Source organism: Achromobacter mucicolens (genome assembly GCF_029866465.1).
Lineage (GTDB): Bacteria > Pseudomonadota > Gammaproteobacteria > Burkholderiales > Burkholderiaceae_B > Achromobacter > Achromobacter mucicolens.
Genome location: NZ_CP123364.1, coordinates 2,295,921 through 2,319,263, shown reverse-complemented (window position 1 = coordinate 2,319,263; position 23,343 = coordinate 2,295,921). Strand labels below are relative to the sequence as shown.

The window sequence follows — 23,343 nt, the reverse complement described above, 5'->3', positions numbered from 1 at the left end:
CTAGAATTTAATCTAGCGCCGGCCTTTAAGCACTACCTAGAGGTCAGGCGGCGCCAGCGGCGGCGGCGGCAACCTCAGCGGCAAAGTCGCTGGTCTTCTTCTCGATACCTTCGCCGACGACGAACAGCACGAACTTGCTGATCGATGCGCCCTTTTCCTTCAGGTGCTGTTCGACCGTGTGCTTGTCGCTCTTGACGAACGGCTGCGACAGCAGCGTCACTTCCTTCAGGAACTTCACGACCGAGCCTTCGACCATCTTGGCGACGATGTCGGCCGGCTTGCCGGATTCGGCGGCCTTCTGCTCGGCAACCGAGCGCTCGGCGGCGATGTCGGCAGGGTTCACGCCGTCGGCGTTCAGGGCCTTGGGCTTGGTGGCGGCGATGTGCATCGCCAGGTCCTTGCCCACTTCCTCGGCGCCGGTGTATTCGACCAGCACGCCGATCTTGCCGCCGTGCACGTAGCTGGCCAGCGAGTTGGCGGTCTCGATGCGCTCGAAGCGGCGGATCGAGATGTTTTCGCCGATCTTGCCGATCAGGGCGGTGCGGGTGGTTTCGACGGTGCCTTCACCGAAGGGCAGCGCCGACAGCGCGGCCACGTCGGCCGGGTTCTGCGTGGCGACCAGCTCAGCCAGCTTGTTCACGAAGCCGACGAAGTCGTCGTTCTTGGCGACGAAGTCGGTTTCGCAGTTGATTTCGATGACGGCGCCCTTCTTGGCGTCGGCGGAGATGAACAGACCGATCAGGCCTTCGGCGGTGACGCGGGCGGCGGCCTTGCTGGCCTTGTTGCCCAGCTTGACGCGCAGGATTTCTTCAGCGCGGGCCAGGTCGCCTTCAGCTTCCGTCAGGGCCTTCTTGCATTCCATCATGGGCGCGTCAGTCTTTTCGCGCAGTTCCTTGACCAGGGCAGCGGTAATTTCAGCCATGTTTGCTCCAAATTTTGCTAAGACACGCCCCGGCGGGCCGGGGCTGTGATTTGATTCGATGAGACGCCCGCACGTGGCGGGCCTGGAAGATGGGAGCCCAGCTTCGCAGCGCCGGCGGGGCGAAAGCGGACCAGATGCGGCGCCGCTTCCAGACCTTACCCGCCGGACATGACAACAGGCTTAGGCCTGGTTGTCTTGCACTTCGACGAACTCTTCCTGACCTTCGCCCAGCTCTTCGACCAGACCGTTCAGGTTTTGCTCGCGGCCTTCCAGGACGGCGTCGGCGATGCCCTTGGCGTACAGCGCGATGGCCTTGGCCGAGTCGTCGTTGCCGGGGATCACGTAGTCGATGCCTTCGGGCGAGTGGTTGGTGTCAACCACGGCGACCACGGGGATGCCCAGGGTCTTGGCTTCGGCGATGGCGATCTTGTGGTAGCCGACGTCGATCACGAACATGGCATCGGGCAGACCGTTCATGTCCTTGATGCCGCCGATCGACTTGTTCAGCTTGTCCAGTTCGCGTTGGAACAGCAGGCCTTCCTTCTTGATCATGCGCTCGGCGCCGCCTTCGGCGACCACGGCTTCCATGTCCTTCAGGCGCTTGACCGAGGTCTTGACCGTCTTGAAGTTGGTCAGCATGCCGCCGAGCCAGCGGGCGTCGACGTAGGGCATGCCGCAACGGGCGGCTTCAGCAGCGACCAGCTCGCGAGCGGCGCGCTTCGTGCCGACGAACAGGATGTTGCCGCCGCGAGCAGCCAACTGCTTCACGAACTTGGTGGCTTCCTGGTACTTATCAACCGTCTTTTCGAGGTTGATGATGTGAATCTTGTTGCGGTGACCGAAGATGTACTGAGCCATCTTGGGGTTCCAGTAACGGGTCTGGTGACCAAAGTGGACACCCGCTTCCAGCATTTCGCGCATCAAAGACATTTAATTCTCCAAGGGTTGGTTTCTTGCGCCGCACCTGCATCAGCATCTTGCTGACACCCTGGGTGGTGTTGCGCGCGATTTCCCGCAAAACGCGGGATGACAAAGATTTTAACCGGGCCGGCCGATCACTGCCGCAATAACTACGACGCTCCAGGCGCGTTGCCTGTAGCGGCTCGCCTTTAACGACTTCTACTACGCTGCCGCGATAAACCCAGACGGCCGCCACCACAAGATTCTTGCATTGCGTCTTTCCGACACTCCAGGAGACTCCTGGAAGTTTCTTCGAGACGCACCCGGAATTGTTTTGTTGGCGGCGAAATCCAGTTCTTCGCAAACCTGGCCGCTAGGCCAGCCCGCGCATCAGGCCGCTGTGGCAGTTCTTCAGGATCCTTTTCAGGAATGCCCTTTTCAGGGTGCGCTTTTCAGCGCATTTCCAAGAACTTAATCCAGCGCCCATACCGAACCTGCATCGCCGCTCGAAAACACTTCCGGGCTTGCAAGCACACCGCGCCCAGCTGGCGGCGGCATTCATGCCCCGAACGCATCCGGCTGGATCCCGATCGACGCCCGACTGCTTCCCAACACCCTGCGGCTTGCCCGAATTCGCTCCACAACCTTCGCTTGCGGTGAAACTTCAGGGCCTGCCGCGTGATCTTATGAAGAACCGCGCATGACCGAATAATCCTGCCGGGTGTGCCCTGAACCCAAAGGCCAGCACCCGCCGGGTTTGGCTGGGGGTCAGACTGCCTGAGCGTTGGCTTTTGCCGAAGCTCTTGCCATGGCACTGGCGGTGCAGACCCTTCTTGCCGGTAACCCGATTGCTCCCCAAATTTTTAGGGAAGCCTATAATTCTACTATTCTTTCAAGCAGACATTCAAGCGACATATCGCAAGCTTTCCATGGGCACAATCACTGATCCGGCCGACCTGGCCAAGATGCGCGCCGCCTGCCAGGACGCCGCCAAAGTTCTCGATTTCATCACGCCGCACGTCAAACCGGGCGTTACCACCGGCGAACTCGACCGCCTCTGCCTGGAGTACCTGACCGACGAACTGAAGGTGAAGTCCGCCACGGTCGGCTACGCGCCCCCCGGCTACCCGCCCTTCCCCGGCGCCATCTGTACCTCCGTGAATCACCAGGTGTGCCATGGCATCCCTGGCGACAAGGTGCTGAAAAATGGGGACTCATTGAACATCGACGTCACCATCATCAAGGATGGCTGGTTCGGCGACACGAGCCGGATGTACGCGGTGGGCGAACAGTCCATTTTGTCCCGGCGCCTGTCCGACATCACGTTCGAGTGCATGTGGAAGGGCATCCAGCAGGTCAGGAACGGCGCCACCCTGGGCGACATCGGCAACGCCATCCAGAAGCACGCCGAGTCCAACGGATTTTCGGTGGTGCGCGAATTCTGCGGCCACGGCATCGGGCAGCGCTTTCACGAAGATCCCCAGGTCCTGCACTACGGCAAGCCCGGCACGGGCGTCAAGCTGGTGACCGGCATGCTGTTCACGATCGAGCCGATGATCAACGCCGGGCGCCGCGAGATCCGCCAACTGGCCGACGGCTGGACCGTGGTCACGCGCGACCACAGCCTGTCCGCGCAATGGGAACACGCCGTCTGCGTGACGGAGACCGGCTACGAGGTCCTGACCCTGTCGCCCGGCATGCCCCAGCCGCCCGCGTTCATCACCGAACCCATCGTCATCCCCGCCGTCTGAAGCACCGCAGCCATCCATGACCGCCGAAATCCTTACCCAGCTGCGCGAACGCATTCAGGAATCCCGGCGGGCCGCGGTGGCCCAGTTCCGGGAACACGAACGCCCCGATATCCTGCTGACCGAGCTGCGGCGCATCGTGGATGCCGCCCTGCGGGATCTGGTCAAGCATTGCCCGCTGCCGGTCGGCGCCACGCTGGCGGCCGTGGGCGGCTATGGCCGCGGCGAGCTCTACCCCCACTCCGACGTCGATCTGCTGATCCTGCTGCCGCATGCGCCGACGCCCGACGAGGAAAGCGCGATCGAAAAGCTGGTGGCGTCGCTGTGGGATCTGGGACTGGAGCCGGGCCACAGCGTGCGCACCATCGAGGACTGCGAACGCGAGGCGGACGCCGACATCACCGTGGAAACCGCCCTGCTGGAATCCCGCTGGCTGGCCGGCAGCCGCGTGCTGATGCGCAAGTTCGACGCGGCCACCAAGTCGCGGCTCGATCCGCAAGCTTTCTTTCTGGCCAAGCGCGTCGAAATGCAGCAGCGCCACGGGCGCTACCACGACACGCCCTACGCGCTGGAACCCAATTGCAAGGAATCGCCCGGCGGGCTGCGCGATCTGCAGGTCATCCTGTGGATGGCCCGGGCCGCCGGGTTTGGCAACAACTGGCGGTCGGTGGCGCAGGCGGGTCTGCTGACCTCGTCCGAGGCGCGCGACCTGCGCAAGGCCGAGCAAGCCTTCAAGCGCCTGCGCATCGAACTGCACCTGCTGGCCAACCGGCGCGAAGACCGGGTGCTGTTCGACCTGCAGCCCGCGCTGGCCGAGGTCTACGGCATCCATGCGACTGCCACGCGGCGCGGCAGCGAACTGCTGATGCAGCGCTACTACTGGGCGGCACGGCTGGTGACGCAGCTGAACGGCATCCTGGTGCAGAACATCGAGGAGCGGCTGTTTCCCCGCCCCGACAGCGACGCGCGCGACATCGACGACGATTTCCGCAACCTGCGCGACCGCCTGGACATCATTCGGGACGACGGCTTCGAGCGCAATCCCACCCTGCTCCTGCGCGCTTTTTTGGTGATGCAGCAGCACCCCGAGCTGACGGGCATGTCTGCCCGCACGCTGCGCGCCATCTGGCATTCGCGTCACCGCATCGACGCGCAGTTCCGCCGCAATCCGGTCAACCGCAAGCTGTTCCTGCAGATCCTGCAGCAGCCGCGCGGCATCGTCCACGAATTACGGCGCATGACCATGCTGAACATCCTGCCGCGTTACCTGCCGGTGTTCCGCCGCATCGTGGGCCAGATGCAGCACGATCTTTTCCATGCCTATACGGTGGACCAGCACACGCTTGCGGTGGTGCGCAACCTGCGCCGTTTCACCATGCCCGAGCACGCGCAGGAATATCCGTTGGCCAGCCAGCTGATCGCGGGCCTGGACCGTCACTGGCTGCTGTACGTGGCCGCGCTGTTTCACGACATCGCCAAGGGCCGCGGCGGCGACCATTCTGAACTGGGCGCGCGCGAGGTGCGCAAGTTTGCCGCCGACCACGGCATGGATCCCGAAGACGCCAAGCTGGTGGAGTTCCTGGTGCGTCAGCATCTGCTGATGTCGGCGGTGGCGCAAAAGCGTGATCTGTCCGATCCCGACGTGGTGAAGGAGTTTGCCGCGACGGTCAAGGACGAACGCCATCTGACCGCGCTTTATCTGCTGACGGTGGCCGACATCCGCGGCACCAGCCCCAAGGTCTGGAACGCCTGGAAGGGCAAGCTGCTGGAAGACCTGTACAAGCTGACGTTGGCCGCGCTGGGCGGCGCCCACGCCGACGCCCATACGGTGCTGGCTGAACGCAAGGAAGAAGCGGCGCGGCTGACCCGCCTGGCCGGTCTGCGCGACGACGCGCGCGAAGCCTTCTGGAATCAGCTGGACGTGGCGTACTTCCTGCGGCACGACGCCTCGGACATCGCCTGGCACACGCGCCATCTGTATCACCAGGTCGAGCCCACGCGCGCGGTGGTCAAGGCGCGCCCCACCGAGCAGGGCGAAGGCCTGCAGATCATGGTCTACACGCGCGATGCCCCCGACCTGTTCGTGGCGATCTGCGGGTATTTCGACGCCAAGTCCCTGTCCATTCAGGACGCGCGTATCCACACGACCCGTCATGGCTGGGCGCTGGACAGCTTTATCGTGCTGCTGCCGGAAGGCGCCAGCGACCTGCGGGCGCAGGCCACGCTGGTCGAGCACGAACTGGCCGAGCGGCTGAAGGACCCGCAAGCAGCCGCGCAGGCCCAGCCCGGGCGCGGCGGATGGTACGGACGCGGCCGGCAGTCGCGCGTGTCTCGCGTGTTTCCGGTCATGCCGCAAGCCGAACTGCAGCCGGACGAGCGCAGCACATCGTGGCGCCTGTCCGTCACGGCGACCGACCGGCCGGGGCTGCTGCATGCCCTGGCGCGCGTCTTTGCCCGCCACGAGGTCAACCTGCTCATGGCCAAGATCATGACGCTGGGCGACCGCGTCGAGGACGTGTTCATCGTGGACGGGTCCGCCCTGGCGCGCCCCCGCAGCCAGATGCAGTTCGAACGCGACATCCTGGACGCGCTTTCCGGCGGCGAGGCCCAGCAGCGCGCCACCTGAGCCCGCATCGCCAGACCCCGCCCGGACCGCATACAATCCGGGTTTTCGGCCAGGCGATGCTTGCTCCCATGCAGCTCAATGACTATCTGCGCGTTTTCGGTGGCAGCTTTTTCTTTGCGCTGGCCACCCTGCTGCCGTTTCTGAACCCACCCGCGATCGCCCCCATCTTCCTCTCGCTGACCGAGGGCGCTTCGTCCGCCACGCGGGTGGTGCTGGCCAAGCGGGTCGCCACCAACGTGTGCCTGATGCTGATCGTGGCCATGGTCGCGGGCAACGTGCTTCTCAGCTTCTTTGGCATCTCGCTGTCGATCGTGCGCGTGGGCGGGGGCATGCTGGTGATCGCCAGCGCCTGGCGGCTGGTGAACTCGCCAGATGCCGACACCGAACGCGTCGCCCGCATGGCCGAATCGTTCACGCCCGAAATGGCCAAGGCCCGCGCGTTCTATCCGCTAACCTTTCCCATCAGTTGCGGTCCCGGCTCCATCGCGGCCGCCATCACGGTGGGGGTCTCGCTACGAGACCAGAATCACGCATTGAGCCTGGTACGCCTGGCCGGCTCCATTCCTGGCATCATCGTCGTTTCGCTCACGCTGTATGTCTGCCTGCGCTTTGCGGCCCAGATGCTGCACCGCCTGGGCGACAATGGCACCGCTGTCTTCATGCGGTTGTCGGCCTTCATCATGCTGTGCCTGGGGGTGCAGATCTTCTGGGAGGGCGCCCGGGAACTCCTTTTGGGCGTGCTGACCCAGGTGATGCAACCAATTCCCGTCCCGAAGGCCTAAGCATGGCCGGCCGCCACGCCGGCCTCGTTTAACCCATTCCAACGCAACAATGACCTCTCGCTCAGAACGCCTGCTCCGCCTGATCGCCCTCTTCTCCTTCGGCGCCGTGGGCATCGCCCTCGTTTCCCAGCACGTCTTCGACATGCCGCCCTGCGCCTGGTGCGTGTTGCAGCGCCTGATTTACCTGGTGATCGGCGTCGTCGCCCTGGTGGGCGGCTTTGGCGGCGGACGCGCCCTGACGCGGATCTGCGGCTTTCTGGCCGCCCTGCTGTCGCTGTCGGGCATCGTGGCCGCCTGGTACCAGTACACCGTGGCCGCCAACATGCTCTCGTGCGACCAGACCTTTGCCGATCGTTTCATGACCGGCATCGGCCTGGAAAGCGCCATCCCGTCGCTGTTCGGCATCTACGCCACCTGCATGGACGCCAAGGTGCCGGTGCTGGGCATTGAATATGCCCTGTGGAGCCTGGCGCTCTTTGTGATTCTGTTCTTCATGGCGCTGCCGGTGGCGTTCAGGCGCGGCCGCGCGTGAACGCGGCGTGCACATGCAGACACTGAAATACCTGGCCGGCTATCCGGAACCGCTGCTGGCGCAGGCCCAGAAACTGCTCGACCAGGACAAGCTGGGCGCGGCCCTCCTGGCGCGCTATCCGGAAGGCGCGCACGACGTGCGCACCGACAAGGCGCTGTACCAGTACGTGACCGAGCTGAAGAACGCCCACATGCGCAATGGCGACCAGATCAACAAGGTTGTGTTCGACAGCAAGATCCATGTGATTCAGCACGCGCTGGGCCAGCACACCTACATTTCGCGGGTGCAAGGCGGCAAGCTGAAGGCCAAGCACGAGATCCGCGTGGCGACGTTGTTCAAGAACGTGCCCGCGCCATTCCTGAAGATGATCACTGTGCACGAGCTGGCGCACCTGAAGGAGAAGGACCATAACAAAGCCTTCTACAACATGTGCCTGCGCATGGAGCCGCACTACCACCAGTACGAATTCGACCTGCGCCTATACCTGACGCACCTGGAGGCCACGCGCACGCCGCTGTGGGAAGCGAAAGGCTAGATCGCATCTTCAACGGGTAAAAAAATGCCGTCCCGAGGGACGGCATTTTGTTCTGCGCCAAACGCCGGCGGCGATCAGGCTTCGTCGGAGGTGTGCCCCATGTTGAAGCGCAGGCCGCCCGCATCTTCGTCCTTGCCGGGCTCGGAGCGCGATTGCCCCAGGCGGGCCAGGTACTCGGGCGTGATGTCGCCGGTGATGTACTGGCCGTCGAAGCACGAGGCCTCGAAGCGCGTCAGCTTGGGATTGATGTCGCGCACGGCCTGCTGCATGTCGTGCAGGTCCTGGTAGACCAGGCTGTCCGCGCCAATGGCGCGGGCGATTTCCTCGTCCGTGCGGCCGGTGGCGATGAGCTCGCTCTGCGTGGGCATGTCGATGCCGTACACGTTGGGGAAGCGCACCGGAGGCGCGGCCGAGGCGAAGTACACCTTGTTGGCGCCGGCGGCGCGGGCCATGTCGACGATCTCGCGGCTGGTCGTGCCGCGCACGATGGAGTCGTCGACCAGCAGCACGTTCTTGCCCTTGAATTCCATGCCGATGGCATTGAGCTTCTGGCGCACCGACTTCCGGCGCACGGCCTGGCCCGGCATGATGAACGTACGGCCCACGTAGCGGTTCTTGATGAGCCCTTCGCGATAGTCCAGGTTCAGGCGTGCGGCAAGCTGCATGGCGGCCGGGCGCGAGGAATCGGGAATCGGCATGACGACGTCGATGTCGCCCAGGCGCATGTTGCGCGCGACCTTGTCGGCCAGGTACTCACCCATGCGCAGGCGCGCGTCGTACACCGACACGCCGTCGATCATCGAATCGGGGCGGGCGAAGTAGACGTATTCGAAAATGCACGGAACCAGCTGGGGGTTGTCGGCGCACTGGCGGGCCACCATGCGGCCGTCCAGGTCGATGAAGACGGCTTCGCCGGGCTCCACGTCGCGCACGAACGTGAATCCGCTGCCTTCAAGCGCCACGGATTCCGAGGCAACCATCCATTCCACACCCTCTTCGGTTTCCTGGCGGCCGATACACAGCGGGCGGATGCCGTTGGGATCGCGGAAGGCCAGCAGGCCGTAGCCGGAAATCTGGGCCACGACGGCATAGGCGCCGCGCACACGCTTGTGCAGGGCGGACACGGCGCGGAACATGGCGTCCTCGTCGAGCGACACGCCGTTGGCGGCCGATTGCAGCTCGTGCGCCAGCACGTTCAGGAGGACTTCGGAATCGGAGTTCGTGTTGATGTGGCGGCGATCGACGCGATACAGCGACTCGCGCAGCTCACGCCAGTTGGTCAGGTTGCCGTTGTGGGACAACATGATGCCGAACGGGGCATTGACGTAGAACGGCTGGGCCTCTTCCTCGCTGGCGCTGGAGCCGGCGGTGGGATAGCGGACCTGGCCGACGCCCGACGTGCCGGGCAGCGCGCGCATGTTGCGCGTGCGGAAGACATCGCGCACCAGGCCGTGCGCCTTGTACATATTGAACTGGTTGCCTTGCGACGTCGCAATGCCCGCGGCGTCCTGCCCGCGATGCTGCAACAGCAGCAAGCTGTCATAGAGCAGCTGGTTGACCGGCCCGCGCCCGATGACCCCTACGATTCCACACATGGTGAGATTTCCTGGTTGATTTGAAGCTAATCAGTACGGCAGCCACGTCGCCAGGGTTGGCGGCAGCCACGTCTTGATATGTTTGATGGCCTCGATGGCCGAATGCGAAAACATGGCGTCCTGCCACCACGGCTCTTGCGGCAGCGGCGTATACCCTGCGGCGGCGACCAGCGCCAGCACGATCAATAGACCACGGGCCAGCCCGAACATTCCGCCCAGGCCGTGATCGGCGGGGCTGAGTCCGGTGCTGCGGATCAGGGCGGCAAGCGTCATATTGACCAACCCCACGCCGAGCAACACGATGATGAACACCGCCGCGTAGGAAACTCCCATGCGCAGCAGCGTCGTTTCAATATAGGGCTCCAGCCAGGTGTACACCGTGGGCCCCCACCATATCGCGGCCACGAAGGCCAGCAGATAGGCGACCAGCGACAGCACCTCTTTGAGCAGGCCGCGCACCAGGCCCAGCACACCCGATACCACCAGGATGGCCAGCACGACGAAGTCGAAGCCGGTCACTATTGGGCGGCAATGAAACCATTGTCATAGCCCAGCGTGCGCAACCGCGCCTGGGCCGCCTGGGCCGCCTCGCGCGACGGGAACGGCCCCACGCGCAGACGGTACTGCTGCTTGCCATTGATCGTGGCCTGCTCGACAAAGGCGTTGGTGACGCCGGCCTGATGCAATTTGCCGCGGCGCGACTGGGCGTCTTCGGACGTCGTGTAGGCAGCGATCTGCAGCACGAAATTGCCCTTCGCGGCGGCGGGTTTGGACGCTTCCGGCTTGGGCGCCGATGCCGGCGCACTGCGGCCCTCGAGCAGCGCCAGGGCGCGTGCGCCGTCGTCGGAACGCGTTTCAGGCTTGGCCGGCGTGGCCGGCTTGGCGGGCTCGGGCTTGGGCTTGGTTTCGGGCTTGGGCGGCGTGGCCGGCGGGACGGCAGGCGTCGCGGGCGGGGTGGCCGGCTGCGTGGTGTGGGGCGTCGTGGGCGTGCCGGACGCGGCGGCCACGGGCGGCACGGAATTCACGGCGGGAGGCGTAGGCACCGCGGCCGGGTCGGTGGCCCCGGACGCCGAGGGGTCGGCGGGCGCGGCAACCTGGGGTTCGGAGACCTGAGGCTGGAACGGCGTCGTGCGTTCCGGCACCTTGATTGGGATGTTGTCGTCGACCGGGGCGGGCTGAGAGTCCAGCACCATGGGCAGGATGATGACTGCGGCCAGCACCAGCGCCACTGCGCCCGCAAGCCTGCGCCGCGCACGGCCGCGCAACTCGGCCGCCTGGACCTCGCTGGGCACGGCAGCCCGTTTGGAGGCCTGCGCCTGCTCGGCAGGATCTTTGCGTTTGAAAAAACCCATGGAAGAGAATTCCTTGCGGCGCCTTGCGGCATTGCGGCGGCACGGCCGCCATGACGCGAATGGCCCGATTTGCCTATGCCTTGCGACCCAGAGCCTGCAAAACGGAGGCTACGGTGAGAAACGATCCGAATACGACGATTCTATCATTCTCCCCTGCCCGTTCGCGCGCTGCCGCAAAGGCCTGCGCAGGATCGGCGTAGGCCTGGATGCCGGGGCTTTCGCTGCCGGCGGGCAGCGGCGGGAGCGCCGCGCCGACCTGGTCCGCGAGCGCCTGGCCCGGGGTGCCGCGCGGTCCGGGCAGGCCCGCGCAATACCAGTAGTCGATGCGGGAACCGAGCTTGGCCACCACGCCGGCGAGGTCCTTGTCGTTCAGCATGCCGAACACCGCGTGGGTGTACGGATGAAAGCCCATGTTGTCCAGGTTCTGCGCCAGCACGGCGGCGGCGTGCGGGTTGTGCGCGACGTCCAGAATAACGGTGGGCTGGCCCGGCAGGATCTGGAAGCGGCCCGGCAGCGAAGCTTGCAGCAGCCCCAGGCGCACGGCCTGCTGCTGCACGGGCAGCCGGTCGCGCACGGATTCCAGCGCGGCCAGCGCCGCCGAGGCGTTGAGCAATTGGTTGGCGCCGCGCAGGGCCGGATAAGCCATCGCGCTGCGGCGCTGCTCGCGCCCGCCGTAGGCCCACTGCTGGCGGTCGCCCGAATAGTTGTAGTCGCGTCCGAAAAGCCACAGGTCCGCGCCGATCTCCTGGACGTAATCCAGCAGCGACTGCGGGGGCACCGGGTCGCTGCAGATGGCGGGCCGGCCGCTGCGGTAGATATGGGCTTTCTCGAAACCGATCTTTTCGCGCGTGTCGCCCAGCCAGTCGGTGTGATCGAGGTCGACGCTGGTGACGATGGCGCAGTCGGCGTCGACGATGTTCACGGCATCCAGGCGTCCGCCCAGGCCGACTTCGAGGACGACGGCGTCGAGCCGCGACTGCGAGAACAGGCGCAGAATGGCCAGCGTGGTGAATTCAAAGTAAGTCAGCGAGACGTCGCCGCGCGCGTCTTCGACGGCCTGGAACTGGGCGATCAGGTCCTGGTCGGACGCGATCTGCCCGTTGACGCGGGCGCGCTCGTTGAAGTCGATGAGGTGCGGCGAGGTGTACAGGCCCACCTTGTAGCCCGCCGCAAGCAGGATGGCCTCGAGCATGGCACAGGTGGAACCTTTGCCGTTGGTGCCGCCGACGACGAACTTCACGCCGGGCAAGGACAGCGCCATGCGATCCGCGACCTGGCGCACCCGGTCCAGACCCATGTCGATCGCCGTGGCGTGGATGGACTCCAGGTACTGCAGCCAATCAGACAGGTTGGCGGCGGCGTCAGGCGTGCGGACAGAAGACATGGGGCGGGTTCGCGAAAGGAAATCAGCCTGCGATTTTAGCAGTCCGCGCCCGGTGTTTTCCCTAATCCCCTAGGGCGCGGCCCGGTATCCCGGTACAAAAAGTGCTTGCCCATGTTTTTCTCATACGTAAAAATAAATTCATGTATGAAAAATATAAGGAAGAGACATGACGCAGCGTGATACCCCGAGCTGGCTGGTGCGTGAAGCCGACGTCCCCGGTTACCACCCGGCCAACCACACCGGCACCCTCAACCGCCGGCTGATCAGCCCGGACACCGTGGGCGCCCGCGGGGTGGAAGTCCTGCTGGGCGTGATCGACAAGGGCAAGGGCGCGCTGCCGCACGCGCATCCCGGCATCGAACAGGTCTGCTACCTGATTTCGGGCACCGCCCGCGCCCAGGTGCAGGACGAATGGGCCGACATGGGCCCGGGCGACTGCTGCTACTTCCCGCCTGACATCCCCCACGTCTTCACGGTGACGAGCGACGAGCCGGCCCGGCTGCTGGTCATCTACACGCCCCCGTACGAAGAATCCCCCGAACGCGTGATACGCGATTTTCCGGCGTCACCCTCGGCCGCTTGACGCGGCTTGACCCAGGCAGCGGCCGCAGAGCCGCGCCGCATTCCATAAAAACAGGAGACACACCCATGCAATCCCTACGCCTGCTGGGCGCCGCGCTAGTGAGCGGCGCCGCCTTGATGGCCGCTGGCCCCGCGCACGCCGCCGATTACCCCACCAAGCCCATCACCCTCGTGGTGCCCTTTCCCGCCGGATCCGGCACGGACGCCGTGGGGCGCATTTTCGGGGCCGAACTGTCGACCATTCTTGGCCAGCAGGTCGTGGTCGAGAACAAGCCCGGCGCCAACGCGACGATCGCGGCCAACTACGTGGCGCGCGCCAAGCCGGATGGCTACACGCTCTTCGTCACCACCAACACGTCGCATTCGGCCGCGCCATGGCTGATGAAGAACGTGCCATACGACCCGGTGAAGGATTTCACCCCCATCGCGCGGGGCGGCAACCTGCCCTTCATCCTGGTCGTGAACCCAAAGCGCCCCTGGAAGACGGTGGCTGACCTGGTGGCCGACGCCAAGAAGAATCCCGGCCGCATCACCTATGCCAGCGGCAACAGCACGGGCATCGTCGCCGGCGCAACACTGGCCAACCGCGCCAAGATCGACATCCTGCACGTGCCCTACAAAGGCACGCCGCAAAGCCTGACGGACGTGGTGGGCGGCCAGGTGGACTTCATGTTCACCGATCTGGCCTCGGGCCTGCCGTTCGTGCAGTCGGGGCAATTGCGCGCCCTGGCCGTGTCCACGGCCGAGCGCAGCGCCATCGTGCCCGACCTGCCATCGATGGCCGAAGCGGGCGTGCCCGACTTCGACCTGAATTCCTGGAATGGCTACTTCGGCCCGGCCGGCATGCCGCCCGAGATCGTGGCCAAGCTGAATGCGGCCATCAACAAGATCGCCGCGAATCCCGACACAAAAAAGCGCCTGGCGGGACTGGGATTTGATGCGTTCTCCAGCACCCCCGAGGCCTTCGCCCAGTTCGTCGGCGAACAGCGCGACCTGTGGGGCAAGCTGATCCGCGACGCGGGGATCGAGCAGCAATGATCGACCAGCCCCTGCCCGACACGCCGGCCGCCGGGCCGCTCGCCGGCGTGCGCATTCTGGACCTGAGCTCGGTGGTGATGGGGCCGTATGCGACCCAGGTCCTGGCGGACCTGGGCGCGGACGTCATCAAGGTGGAGTCGCCGGCGGGGGACAACATGCGGGCCGTCGGCCCCATGCGCAACCCGGGCATGGGGCATCTGTACCTGCACCTGAACCGCAACAAGCGGTCGATCGTCCTGGACCTGAAGACCCCCGAGGGCCGGGAGGCCTGCCTGAAACTGGCGGAAGGCTGCGATGCCCTGCTCTACAACATCCGCCCGCAGGCGATGGCGCGGCTGGGGCTGTCGTACGAGGCCGTTTCCGCCCGCAACCCGCGCCTTGTGTACGTGGGCGCCTACGGGTTTGGCGAGGCCGGCCCCTATGCCGGCCGCCCCGCCTACGACGACCTGATCCAGGGACAGACCGGCATTGCCGCGCTGTCCGCGCAGCAGAGCGGCGATGTGCCGCGCTATGCGCCGCTGACGCTGGCTGACCGGGCGGTCGGCCTGCACGTCGGCATCGCGCTGGTATCCGCAGTGCTGGGCGCCCGCACGCTCGGCCGCGGCCAGCAGGTGGAGATCCCGATGTTCGAGGGCATGGCGCACCTGGTGCTGGGCGACCACCTGGGCGGCGCGACCTTTGAGCCGCCGATGGGTCCCACGGGCTACGCGCGCCTCTTGGCGCCGCATCGCCGGCCGTACGCCACCGCGGACGGATACATCTGCCTGCTGATCTACAACGACAAGCACTGGCGCAACTTCTTCGCATTGATCGGGCGTCCCGAGCTGTCGCAGGATCCGCGCTTTTGCACACACGGCGCCCGCGCGGCGCACATCAGCGAGGTCTACGCCTTCGTGGCCGAGGTGATCGCCACCCGCCCGAGCCAGGACTGGCTGACGGAACTGGCGCGCGCCGACATTCCCGCCTCGCAGCTCTACACCATCGACGGCCTGCTGCAGGACGAGCACCTGACCGCCACCGGCTTCATCCAGGAAATGGACCACCCGTCGGAAGGCCGCATTCGCACCACGGGAACGCTGGGCCGCTACGAAGCCACGCCGACTTCGATACGGCGCCCTGCCCCGCGCCTCGGGCAGCACAGCCGCGAGGTGCTGGCCGAGGCGGGCTACGGCCAGGAACAGATCGACGCCATGCTTGCCCGTGGCATTACCCAGGACGGAAACAACGATGGACTTTGAATTCACCCCCGACCAGCTCGCCCTGCGCGACGCGGTTTCCCGCATCTGCGACCGCTACCCCGACGAATACTGGCTGGAACGAGACCGCGAAGGCGGGTTTCCCGAACCCCTGCACGCGGACCTGGCGCGCGACGGCTGGCTGGGCATCGCGATGCCGCAGGAGTACGGCGGCGCGGGCCTGGGCATGACCGAAGCGGCGCTGATGATGCAGACCATCGCCGCGTCGGGAGCGGGCTTTACCGGCGCCTCGGCCGTCCACATGAACATCTTCGGGCTGAATCCGGTCGTGGTGTTCGGCAGCGATGAACAGCGCGGGCGGTGGCTCGAACCGCTGATCGCCGGCCGGGAAAAGGCCTGCTTTGCGGTCACCGAGCCCGACGCAGGGCTGGACACGACCAAACTGAGCACCCGCGCCGTGCGCCAGGGCGACGAATACATCGTCCATGGCCGCAAGATCTGGATTTCGACGGCCCAGGTGGCCAGCAAGATGCTGCTGTTGGCCCGCACCACGCCGCTGGCCGAGGTGGACAAGCCCACGCAGGGACTGTCGCTCTTCTACACCGACCTGGACCGCGAAAAGATCGAGGTGCGGGAGATTGAAAAAATGGGCCGCAAGGCGGTCGATTCGAACATGCTGTTCATCGATGGCCTGCGGATTCCGGTGGCCGATCGTATCGGCGAGGAAGGCCGCGGCTTTGAATACATCCTGCATGGCTTGAATCCCGAGCGCATCCTGATCGCCGCCGAAGCGGTGGGAATTGGCCGGGCGGCGCTGGACCGGGCGGTCAAGTACGCCGGCGAACGCACCGTGTTCGGCCGCCCCATCGGCAAGAACCAGGGCATTCAGCACCCGCTTGCCCAGGCGTGGATGCAGCTGGAGGCCGCGGACCTGATGGTGTTCAAGGCGGCCAGCCTGTACGACGCGGGCAAGCCCTGCGGCCCGGCCGCCAACTCGGCCAAGTACCTGGCGGCCGAAGCGGGCTACAACGCCTGCCAGACGGCGGTGATGACGCTGGGTGGCATGGGCTACGCCAAGGAGTACCACGTGGAGCGGCTGCTGCGCGAAAGCTTCATCCCCCGCATCGCGCCGGTCAGCCCGCAGCTCATCATGTGTTTCATTGCGGAAAAGGTGCTGGGCCTGCCCAAGTCGTACTAGGCGAGCGCCCCGCCCGCAGGCGGGCGCGGTTCAGGCCTGCTGCTCCAGCCCCGTGCAGGCCGCCCGCAGGATCCGGGCATACGATTCCTGCTCCGGCTCGATCCGGTAGATCGGGCCGCCCACCGAAATGGCGTAATGTTCTCCGGACAGCGTGACCGGCCAGGCGATCGCGCCCACGTCGGCGATCGACTCGCCGCTATTCATGAACCAACCCCGCTGCCGCGAGGCGTCCAGATCCGCGAGCAGCGCCTCGCGGGTCACCAGGGTGCGCTCGTTGTAGCGCGTCATGGGGATGCCCGCCAGCAGCGCATCGCGCGCCGTGTCGTCCAGCAGCGAAAGCAGCGCCTTACCCAGCGAATTGGCGTGAACGTCCTTGAACTCGCCGGCAACCGGCGCGTATCGGATCGTATGGGGGGAGTCGAGCACATCCAGGTACACGACACGGCCGTCGGCCGACAGCTTGGCGAAGACCACCGTTTCGCGCGTGGCGTCGCGCAGTTCGACCAGGCTGGGATACACCCGGTCCAGGACAGGATCGGCCCGCGCGATGCGCTGGGCCATGGCGAGAAGCCGGCCGGTCGGGTAATAGCCCTGGCGCCGTCCGGTTTCATACAGGTAGCCCAGGCTGGTGAGCGTGCGGATCAGCGCCAGGCAGCTGGACACCGGCACATCCAGCAGGCGAGCCAGTTCCGACAGGGGCAGCGCGCGTTTCTCGCGGGCGTAGGTTTCGATGATCTCGATAACTCGCAACGCCGTCTTGACACTCATTGCCCGATCCAGACTCTTAGCACGTGAACCATCCAGTTGCGCGGGGCTAAAGTTCGCCCCGAGGGTGCCGTTATGGTAACTGAGAATTTCCTGAAAACAGCGCGTTCTCCGAGACGCCCCCCTCGCCGTTGGAGTGATCATGGCCGTAACCCCGTTAGCCCCCGCAGCGTTCGCGTCGTTACCGGTTTCGACCGTTATCGCCACGCCCGACCCTTCCGCCACCGCCACGCCCGCCCCCGCCAGCAGCAATAGCAGCGGCTCGGGCAACGCCACGTCGGATCAGGCCAATGCGCAGAAGATGCCGCTCGATAAGGCGCTGGACGAGATCAACGAACAGATGAAGGCCTGGTCGACCCAGCTTCAGTTCGAGATCGACCCGAATGTGCACCAGGTGGTTGTGTCCGTGATCGACGCCGAGTCGGGTGACGTCCTGCGCACCATCCCCAGCGAAGCGGTGCTCAAGATCGCCAAAATGATCGTGAACATGCAGGGAAACGGTATCAAGACCTCGGCCTGATCCGGCACTTAAAACGCCGTTCGCCAAAATTGCAGCGGGGCCCGGCACGAGAACCGTCGAAATAGGCCCGCCTTATGCCTTTACCCGGCCGATAGCCGGGACCACATTTTTGTCAGAATTGCATCGCTAGGAAGGAACTTCACATGGCCACCATCACCAACCTCGGTTCGAATTCAGGCTTGCCCCTGGAGGACATCCTCTCGAAGCTGGAGGCTGCCGAGGAAAAGAAGCTGCAGCAGTACACCGTACGGCAGACCAGCTTCGAAACCCGCGTTACGGCATACGGCCAGCTCAAGAGCGCCGTGGAAGCCGTGCAGAAGGCTGCCGCCGCGCTGGGCAAGCCCGAGACGCTGGGCGCCGTGAAAGGCAGCGTGACCGGCGGCGACGCCCTGACCGCGACCGTGGCCGCCGAAGGCGCCGTGGCCGGCCAGTACACGATCAACGTGAAGAACGTTGCCACCTCCCAGACCCTGCAATCGGGCGCGGTCGCCGACCGCAAGGCGTCCAATGGCGCCACCGGTTCCTTTGAAATCGAACTGGCCGACGGCACCAAGAAGACCGTCGACCTGAAGGACGACACCTCGCTGAACGGCATCGTCAAGGCGGTCAACGCCGACGACTCGCTGGGCGTGCGCGCCACCGTCATCACCGACGGCGACGGCAAGAGCTACCTGATGATGACCGCCAAGAACACGGGCGTGCAGGCGTCGGTCAAGTCCATCACGGTGACGGGCGACCAGTCGCTCAAGGACGTCCTGAACTACAACACCGACGCTGCCGACACCAGCGCGAAGATGACGGCCACCGCCGCTGTCGACGCTGAAATCGACATCAACGGCATCACCGTCAAGAGCGGCACGAACAACATTTCGACCGCCATCGACGGCGTCACGCTCAACCTGTCGTCCAAGACCGAAGCCGGCAAGCCCATCACGCTGAAGCTGGAAAGCGATCCCTCGGTGGCCAGCAAGGCGATCCAGAGCTTCGTGACCGCCTACAACACGCTGCAGACGACGATCAAGAACCTGACGGCTTTCGACGCCGCCGCCGCCACCAACCAGCCGCTGACCGGCGACGGCACGACGCGCGCCATCCAGTCGTCGCTCGCCAGCGCCCTGCAGTTCGTGACGGGTGAAGGCACGCTGCGTTCGCTGGCCGACCTGGGCATCACGACCAACCCGCAGACGCGCCAGCTGACGCTGGACCAGACCAAGCTGGACAAGGCGCTGTCCGCGAACGGCGCGGACGTCTCGCGCATGCTGACGGGCGAAAACGGCCTGGCCGCCAATTTTGCAAAGGCGACCAAGGATATCCTGAGCGACACCGGCTCGATCAAGACCAAGACCGACGGTCTGGCCAAGTCGATCGCCAACGTGAAGGATCAGTACACGCGCGCCAAGGCCGCTGGCGAAGCTTCGCTGGAGCTGATGCGCGCGCAGTTCGTCCAGTTGGACAAATTCGTTGCGCAGCAGTCGGTCACGGCCAACTACCTGACGCAGCAGTTCGCGGCCATGAACAAGTCGACGAAGTGATAACCGAGAAGATGCATTAAATGACGTACGCCGCGCGCCGCCCCACAGGCTCATACTCTGTCCGCTCCTACGCCGATATCGGCCTGGAGACCCAAGTGATGAGCGCCACACCGGAAAGGCTGATCACCCTGCTTTACCAGGGTGCGCGCGCGGCAATCGGACAGGCTCGCCTGCATCTGCAGGAAGGGCGGGTTGCCGAGCGCGGCGCAGCTATCACCAAGGCCATCAAGATCGTCGACGAAGGCCTGAAGATGGGCCTGAACATGGAAGCCGGCGGCGACATCGCCGCCAACCTGAGCCGGCTTTACGACTACATCGTCCGCACCCTGCTCATGGCAAACCTGAAAGCCGACGTCGAGCAGTTGGACATTGCGGACCGCCTGCTGGCGGACCTGGCCGACGCCTGGCAGACTTCCATCGATCGGCCTGCCCCGGGCGCAACGCCTTGATGGCCCCCATAACCGCTATTGCCAGCCATCGATCGCCCGAGATTTCTATGACGTCGCTCACCCAGTCTTCCACCATCCTGGAACAGTACCAGGAGATCGCGCTCTCAACGAGCGAGATGTTGACGGCCGCCCAGGCCGGCGACTGGGACACCGCACTCATGCACGGCCAGCTCTATTGCGAGCAGGTCGAGCGCCTGCGCCATGCCGAACCCGTCAATCCGCTGGACGAAGCCGGGCGCAGCATGAAGTACGACTTGCTTGTGCGCATTCTTGAAAACGATGCCATGACGCGCGACCTGGCGCTGCCCCAGTTGGCGCGGCTGGGCGAACTGCTGGGACGCATGAAGCGCCAGCAGACCCTGCTGTCCGCCTACGGCAACCAGGCGCCTGACGAATGAGCATCGGTCCCGCCGCGCTCGGCAACGTCCTGGTGCAGCGGTTGGACGCCGTGCTTGGCACGACGATGTCCGCCGCGAACGCCAACCAGATTTCGGGCGCGCGGCCCGATGCGGTCAGCCAGCCCGGCAGCCCGGAGAAAGCCGGGCCTTCGGACGGCTCGGCGCGCGATACCCGGCAAGGCATACAAACTGGCGGCGCCCGAGGCGACCGCCAGAATACTGTTGTCGATCCCAAAACCGCCGCCGCGCTGGCACTGGCCGCGCGCGGCCTGGTCACCAGCAGCGACACGACCGCGTCAGCCCCGACCACGCTGGGCACGACGGCCCGCACCATCCTGGCCCTGCTTGCCCAATACCCCGAAGCCGCGCCGGCCGTGCAAGGCCGAGCGCCCTTGTGGAGCGCCGATGCGCAGGGCGGACAGCAACCCGGCGGCGCCGCCCCGGGCAGCCAGGCCGGCCCGGCTCAACCCGGCCAACCCGCGCAGGCTGGCCAGCCCGGCCAGCCCGCCGCCGCACCGGCAACCCCGCTGCCCGCTGCCGCCGCCACGTCTGCCGCCACGTCTGCCGCCACATCTGCCGCCACCCCGGGCGCTACCCCCGGCGCTGCCCCTTCTGCGGCCGCAGACGCGGCCAGCGCCAAGCCGGCCACGCATCCGGCTGGACAAGCCGTTGGCGCGAAAGGCGCCGACGCCGTCTCGCACGCCTCGCTTGCCGCCGGCGGCCCGTCTGCCCGCGCCCTCGGCCAGGCCTTGCGCAATGCGTTGCAGACCAGCGGCCTGTTCTACGAATCGCATCTGACCGACATGGTCTTTGGCCGCAAGAATCCGTCCACGCTGGAGAACGAGCCGCAAGCCCGGCTGTCTCGCGACACGGCCTCGCACGCCAACGTCCAGGCCCGCGGCCGCACCGAAGCGGCCAGCGCCAGCCGGTCTGCCGGCGGCGCAGAAGCGCCGGCGTCCTCGGGCGGCTCGGCGGCATCGTCCACGCCCGGCGCGCCGATCAGCGGCATCCATCAGGATCTGACGGTGCTGGTGCGCCAGCAGCTGGACGTGCTGGCCAATCAGACGGTGAACTGGCAAGGCGAAGCCTGGCCCGGCACGCAGATGGAGTGGGAAGTCGAACGCGACCCCTACGGCGCCGACCGCGAATCGGCGGTTCCCACCTGGGCCACGCGCGTGAAGCTGGATCTGCCGCGCCTGGGCCTGGTGGACGCGCGCCTGAACCTTGCGGGCGACCAGATCGTGCTGCAGCTCATTGCGCCGCACAGCGCCTCCGAGATCAACGACTCCTCGGACATGCTACGCTCGCGCCTTCTGGCTGCCGGCCTGACCCTGAGCAATCTGACGGTAAGCGTGGTTGAACCCCGCCCTGTCATCCCGACCGATTTCTGATGAACACCCCTTCCTCCCCCGCGGACGCCGGCCCGAACGCCAACCGCAACGCGGCGGTCGCCATCTCGTACGACGAAAGCGACGGCGCGCCCCGCGTGGTGGCCAAGGGCTACGGCCAGCTGGCGGACACGATTGTCCGCGCGGCCGAGGAAAACGGACTGTACGTGCACGAATCGCGCGAACTGGTGGGCTTGCTCATGCAGGTCGACCTGGACGCGCATATTCCCCCCCAACTCTATGTCGCGGTGGCAGAATTGCTCGCCTGGCTCTACCGCCTGGAATCGCGCGACATACCCCAGGCCGCGCGGCCCGAAATCTCTACCTAAGGACGATCACCGTGTTGGATGCCGCCGATCCGGAATTCCTGCTGACCCGGCCGGAAGACATGCGCTCAGCCCTTTTCGAGCTGACGCACCCCGACAGCCACATCCTGGTGCGCGATGCCGCGGACCGCGAGATTGCCGTGCTGATCCTGGGAGCCGACAAGCAGACGCGCCAGTTCTTCTGGCGCCCGCGCGACTACGATGGCGCGGACTTCGAACAGTCGGACAGCATGGGCCTCTTGAGCGGCACGAACTTCCACTTCCACGCCACCGCCTATGGCGGCGTGCAGATCCGCTTTCGCGTTCAGCGTCCTGAAGTCATCCACTTCGATGACGGCAGCGCGGCGCTGATGTCGCCCTTCCCCGATCGCCTGGCCCGCATCCAGCGGCGCAAGATGTTTCGCGCCTCGATGATCACCAGCGCCAACCGGTGCCTCGCCACGTGGCAACCGGCGCCGGCGGACAAGCCGGTGGGTTTCACCGTGCGCGACATTTCGGGGGACGGCGTGGGCCTGCGCGTGGGACTGGCCGTGGGCGAGCTGCCCGAGCGCGGCACGGTCATGCAAGACGTGGAGCTGGATTTTGGCGAGCTGGGCAAGCTGAGCGCCGACCTGGAAGTGCGCAACATCTATCCGGTGTCGGGCCAGCCGATGGCCGCCGCCGACGGCAGCGACGGCGAAGCGCCCAAGCACGTGTCACTGACGGGCGAGCCCCCGGTCAGCCATGTGGGCGCCCTCTTCATGAACCTGAACGCCCGTCAGGAAAACTGGTTGCAGCAGGTGGTGTGGCGCCTGGAGAAAGGCGCGCAGCGCAACTGAAGCGGCGTCTTGCGGGCACATGGCGTGCCCCTGATGGCGCGCCCCTGATGGCGCCGCCGCAACGCAAAAGGCCTTCCCCGCGGGGAAGGCCTTTGAACTGCTTGCCGGCCTTACACGGCCATCGACGAGATTTCCTTGTAGGCCGCAACCAGCTTGTTGCGCACCTGGACCGCCGTCTGAAAGCCCAGGCTGGCCTTCTGCAGGTCGATCATGACGTCGTTGAGCGAGATGTCGGGCGCGCCCAGCTCGAAGGCCTTGGCCTGGTTGCTGGCGGCGTTCTGGGCGGAGGTCACGCGACGGATGGAGCGCTGCAGTTCCGCGGCAAAACCGTCGGGTTGCGCGACGCCCTCGCCGGCGGACAGATTACCCGTCTCCGCCTTGCTCACGACCGCGCGCATCTGCTGGAGCATGCCTTCGATGCCGGACAAGCCTGATACAGCCATTACCTATTCCTTGCTGGTGGGGGATTACGCCAAATTGAAGACGCAGCGTAACGCCGATCGGGGCGGTCCATAGCCGACAAGAACCGCCAAAAAACCCGACATTTCAACGAATGCGAGCGTCCCCCGCCGGGGATGCGGCCCCGGTTTGCGCCTCGTCATCGACATAGGGCTTAAGTAACGCCAAAAAACGGCTGTTTTCATCGATTGGGATTGGTGTCTCAGGGGCAATAATCCACGCTCTCCCCAGACCAGAAGCACGTTGCATGTGTAATCGGCCCTACCCAGACATGAAGTCATTTTCCCTGCTCCGCGAA

24 protein-coding genes are annotated in these 23,343 nt (G+C 65.6%); 16 read left to right on the top strand and 8 right to left on the bottom strand.

Annotation, left to right across the window (positions count from 1 at the left end):
* Positions 1 to 43: 43 nt before the first annotated feature.
* Both tsf and rpsB read right to left on the bottom strand, forming a co-directional pair.
* Positions 44 to 922: a translation elongation factor Ts gene (gene tsf / locus QEP15_RS10515; protein ID WP_056316754.1), complete on the bottom strand. Its 879-nt coding sequence runs from the start codon at positions 920 to 922 to the stop codon at positions 44 to 46.
* A 180-nt stretch (positions 923 to 1,102) separates the two neighbouring features.
* Entirely contained in the window at positions 1,103 to 1,852 is a 750-nt protein-coding gene (gene rpsB, locus QEP15_RS10510; protein ID WP_063952311.1) for a 30S ribosomal protein S2, read from the bottom strand.
* A gap of 899 nt (positions 1,853 to 2,751) precedes the next feature.
* On the opposite strand from rpsB, the gene map reads away from it, so the two are divergent.
* The 5 genes from map (at position 2,752) to QEP15_RS10485 (ending at position 8,045) form a co-directional block, all read left to right on the top strand.
* Complete coding sequence (map, locus tag QEP15_RS10505) at positions 2,752 to 3,573, top strand: type I methionyl aminopeptidase (protein ID WP_142055691.1); 822 nt, start codon at positions 2,752 to 2,754, stop codon at positions 3,571 to 3,573.
* 16 nt (positions 3,574 to 3,589) lie between these two features.
* Positions 3,590 to 6,196: a [protein-PII] uridylyltransferase gene (locus QEP15_RS10500; RefSeq protein ID WP_280148758.1), complete on the top strand. Its 2,607-nt coding sequence runs from the start codon at positions 3,590 to 3,592 to the stop codon at positions 6,194 to 6,196.
* Positions 6,197 to 6,264: 68 nt separating this feature from the next.
* A complete protein-coding gene (locus QEP15_RS10495) occupies positions 6,265 to 6,978 on the top strand; it encodes a MarC family protein (RefSeq protein WP_056316742.1) in 714 nt (237 codons plus the stop codon).
* Positions 6,979 to 7,027: 49 nt separating this feature from the next.
* Complete coding sequence (locus tag QEP15_RS10490; RefSeq protein ID WP_152384190.1) at positions 7,028 to 7,510, top strand: disulfide bond formation protein B; 483 nt, start codon at positions 7,028 to 7,030, stop codon at positions 7,508 to 7,510.
* Positions 7,511 to 7,523: 13 nt separating this feature from the next.
* The gene (locus QEP15_RS10485; protein ID WP_152384189.1) at positions 7,524 to 8,045 is read left to right on the top strand and encodes a YgjP-like metallopeptidase domain-containing protein; all 522 of its coding nucleotides are present in this window, start codon (positions 7,524 to 7,526) and stop codon (positions 8,043 to 8,045) included.
* Positions 8,046 to 8,119: 74 nt separating this feature from the next.
* Here the strand turns inward: QEP15_RS10485 and purF are convergent, their stop codons facing one another.
* From purF to folC, 4 genes are all read right to left on the bottom strand, one after another.
* On the bottom strand, positions 8,120 to 9,640 hold the full coding sequence (gene purF / locus QEP15_RS10480; RefSeq protein WP_217618917.1) for an amidophosphoribosyltransferase: 1,521 nt from the start codon (positions 9,638 to 9,640) through the stop codon (positions 8,120 to 8,122).
* 30 nt (positions 9,641 to 9,670) lie between these two features.
* Positions 9,671 to 10,159, bottom strand: coding sequence for a CvpA family protein (locus QEP15_RS10475; protein WP_056316730.1), 489 nt, complete (start codon positions 10,157 to 10,159; stop codon positions 9,671 to 9,673).
* Positions 10,159 to 10,992: an SPOR domain-containing protein gene (locus QEP15_RS10470; protein ID WP_280148757.1), complete on the bottom strand. Its 834-nt coding sequence runs from the start codon at positions 10,990 to 10,992 to the stop codon at positions 10,159 to 10,161. Before QEP15_RS10470 ends, QEP15_RS10475 begins: the two co-directional genes overlap by 1 nt.
* A gap of 73 nt (positions 10,993 to 11,065) precedes the next feature.
* Complete coding sequence (folC, locus tag QEP15_RS10465) at positions 11,066 to 12,376, bottom strand: bifunctional tetrahydrofolate synthase/dihydrofolate synthase (RefSeq protein WP_152384187.1); 1,311 nt, start codon at positions 12,374 to 12,376, stop codon at positions 11,066 to 11,068.
* Positions 12,377 to 12,542: 166 nt separating this feature from the next.
* Here folC and QEP15_RS10460 point away from each other — a divergent pair, with 166 nt between their 5' ends.
* The 4 genes from QEP15_RS10460 to QEP15_RS10445 all read left to right on the top strand — a co-directional run bounded on the left by QEP15_RS10460 (position 12,543) and on the right by QEP15_RS10445 (position 16,390).
* Positions 12,543 to 12,959, top strand: a complete 417-nt coding sequence (locus QEP15_RS10460; RefSeq protein ID WP_280148756.1) for a cupin domain-containing protein — start codon at positions 12,543 to 12,545, stop codon at positions 12,957 to 12,959.
* A gap of 65 nt (positions 12,960 to 13,024) precedes the next feature.
* On the top strand, positions 13,025 to 13,996 hold the full coding sequence (locus QEP15_RS10455) for a Bug family tripartite tricarboxylate transporter substrate binding protein (RefSeq protein WP_056316720.1): 972 nt from the start codon (positions 13,025 to 13,027) through the stop codon (positions 13,994 to 13,996).
* Entirely contained in the window at positions 13,993 to 15,234 is a 1,242-nt protein-coding gene (locus QEP15_RS10450; protein WP_217618919.1) for a CaiB/BaiF CoA transferase family protein, read from the top strand. The genes QEP15_RS10455 and QEP15_RS10450 overlap by 4 nt, the downstream gene beginning before the upstream one ends.
* Positions 15,224 to 16,390, top strand: coding sequence for an acyl-CoA dehydrogenase family protein (locus tag QEP15_RS10445; RefSeq protein WP_280148755.1), 1,167 nt, complete (start codon positions 15,224 to 15,226; stop codon positions 16,388 to 16,390). Before QEP15_RS10450 ends, QEP15_RS10445 begins: the two co-directional genes overlap by 11 nt.
* 30 nt (positions 16,391 to 16,420) lie before the next feature.
* Here the strand turns inward: QEP15_RS10445 and QEP15_RS10440 are convergent, their stop codons facing one another.
* A complete protein-coding gene (locus QEP15_RS10440) occupies positions 16,421 to 17,158 on the bottom strand; it encodes an IclR family transcriptional regulator (RefSeq protein ID WP_142055703.1) in 738 nt (245 codons plus the stop codon).
* A gap of 139 nt (positions 17,159 to 17,297) precedes the next feature.
* Between QEP15_RS10440 and QEP15_RS10435 the strand changes: the two genes are divergently transcribed.
* The 7 genes from QEP15_RS10435 (at position 17,298) to QEP15_RS10405 (ending at position 22,586) form a co-directional block, all read left to right on the top strand.
* On the top strand, positions 17,298 to 17,675 hold the full coding sequence (locus QEP15_RS10435; RefSeq protein ID WP_056316709.1) for a flagellar protein FlaG: 378 nt from the start codon (positions 17,298 to 17,300) through the stop codon (positions 17,673 to 17,675).
* 143 nt (positions 17,676 to 17,818) lie between these two features.
* On the top strand, positions 17,819 to 19,207 hold the full coding sequence (gene fliD / locus QEP15_RS10430) for a flagellar filament capping protein FliD (RefSeq protein WP_056316706.1): 1,389 nt from the start codon (positions 17,819 to 17,821) through the stop codon (positions 19,205 to 19,207).
* A 20-nt stretch (positions 19,208 to 19,227) separates the two neighbouring features.
* Complete coding sequence (fliS, locus tag QEP15_RS10425; RefSeq protein WP_056316703.1) at positions 19,228 to 19,656, top strand: flagellar export chaperone FliS; 429 nt, start codon at positions 19,228 to 19,230, stop codon at positions 19,654 to 19,656.
* Positions 19,657 to 19,703: 47 nt separating this feature from the next.
* The gene (locus QEP15_RS10420; protein ID WP_062841391.1) at positions 19,704 to 20,054 is read left to right on the top strand and encodes a flagellar protein FliT; all 351 of its coding nucleotides are present in this window, start codon (positions 19,704 to 19,706) and stop codon (positions 20,052 to 20,054) included.
* Positions 20,051 to 21,445 (top strand): flagellar hook-length control protein FliK, encoded by a 1,395-nt coding sequence (gene fliK / locus QEP15_RS10415; RefSeq protein ID WP_280148754.1) that lies wholly within the window; start codon positions 20,051 to 20,053, stop codon positions 21,443 to 21,445. The genes QEP15_RS10420 and fliK overlap by 4 nt, the downstream gene beginning before the upstream one ends.
* Positions 21,445 to 21,771, top strand: a complete 327-nt coding sequence (locus QEP15_RS10410) for an EscU/YscU/HrcU family type III secretion system export apparatus switch protein (RefSeq protein ID WP_056316694.1) — start codon at positions 21,445 to 21,447, stop codon at positions 21,769 to 21,771. The genes fliK and QEP15_RS10410 overlap by 1 nt, the downstream gene beginning before the upstream one ends.
* 11 nt (positions 21,772 to 21,782) lie before the next feature.
* A complete protein-coding gene (locus QEP15_RS10405) occupies positions 21,783 to 22,586 on the top strand; it encodes a flagellar brake protein (protein ID WP_425285982.1) in 804 nt (267 codons plus the stop codon).
* Positions 22,587 to 22,696: 110 nt separating this feature from the next.
* Here the strand turns inward: QEP15_RS10405 and fliE are convergent, their stop codons facing one another.
* Positions 22,697 to 23,029 (bottom strand): flagellar hook-basal body complex protein FliE, encoded by a 333-nt coding sequence (fliE, locus tag QEP15_RS10400; protein ID WP_056316686.1) that lies wholly within the window; start codon positions 23,027 to 23,029, stop codon positions 22,697 to 22,699.
* Positions 23,030 to 23,343 lie beyond the last annotated feature (314 nt).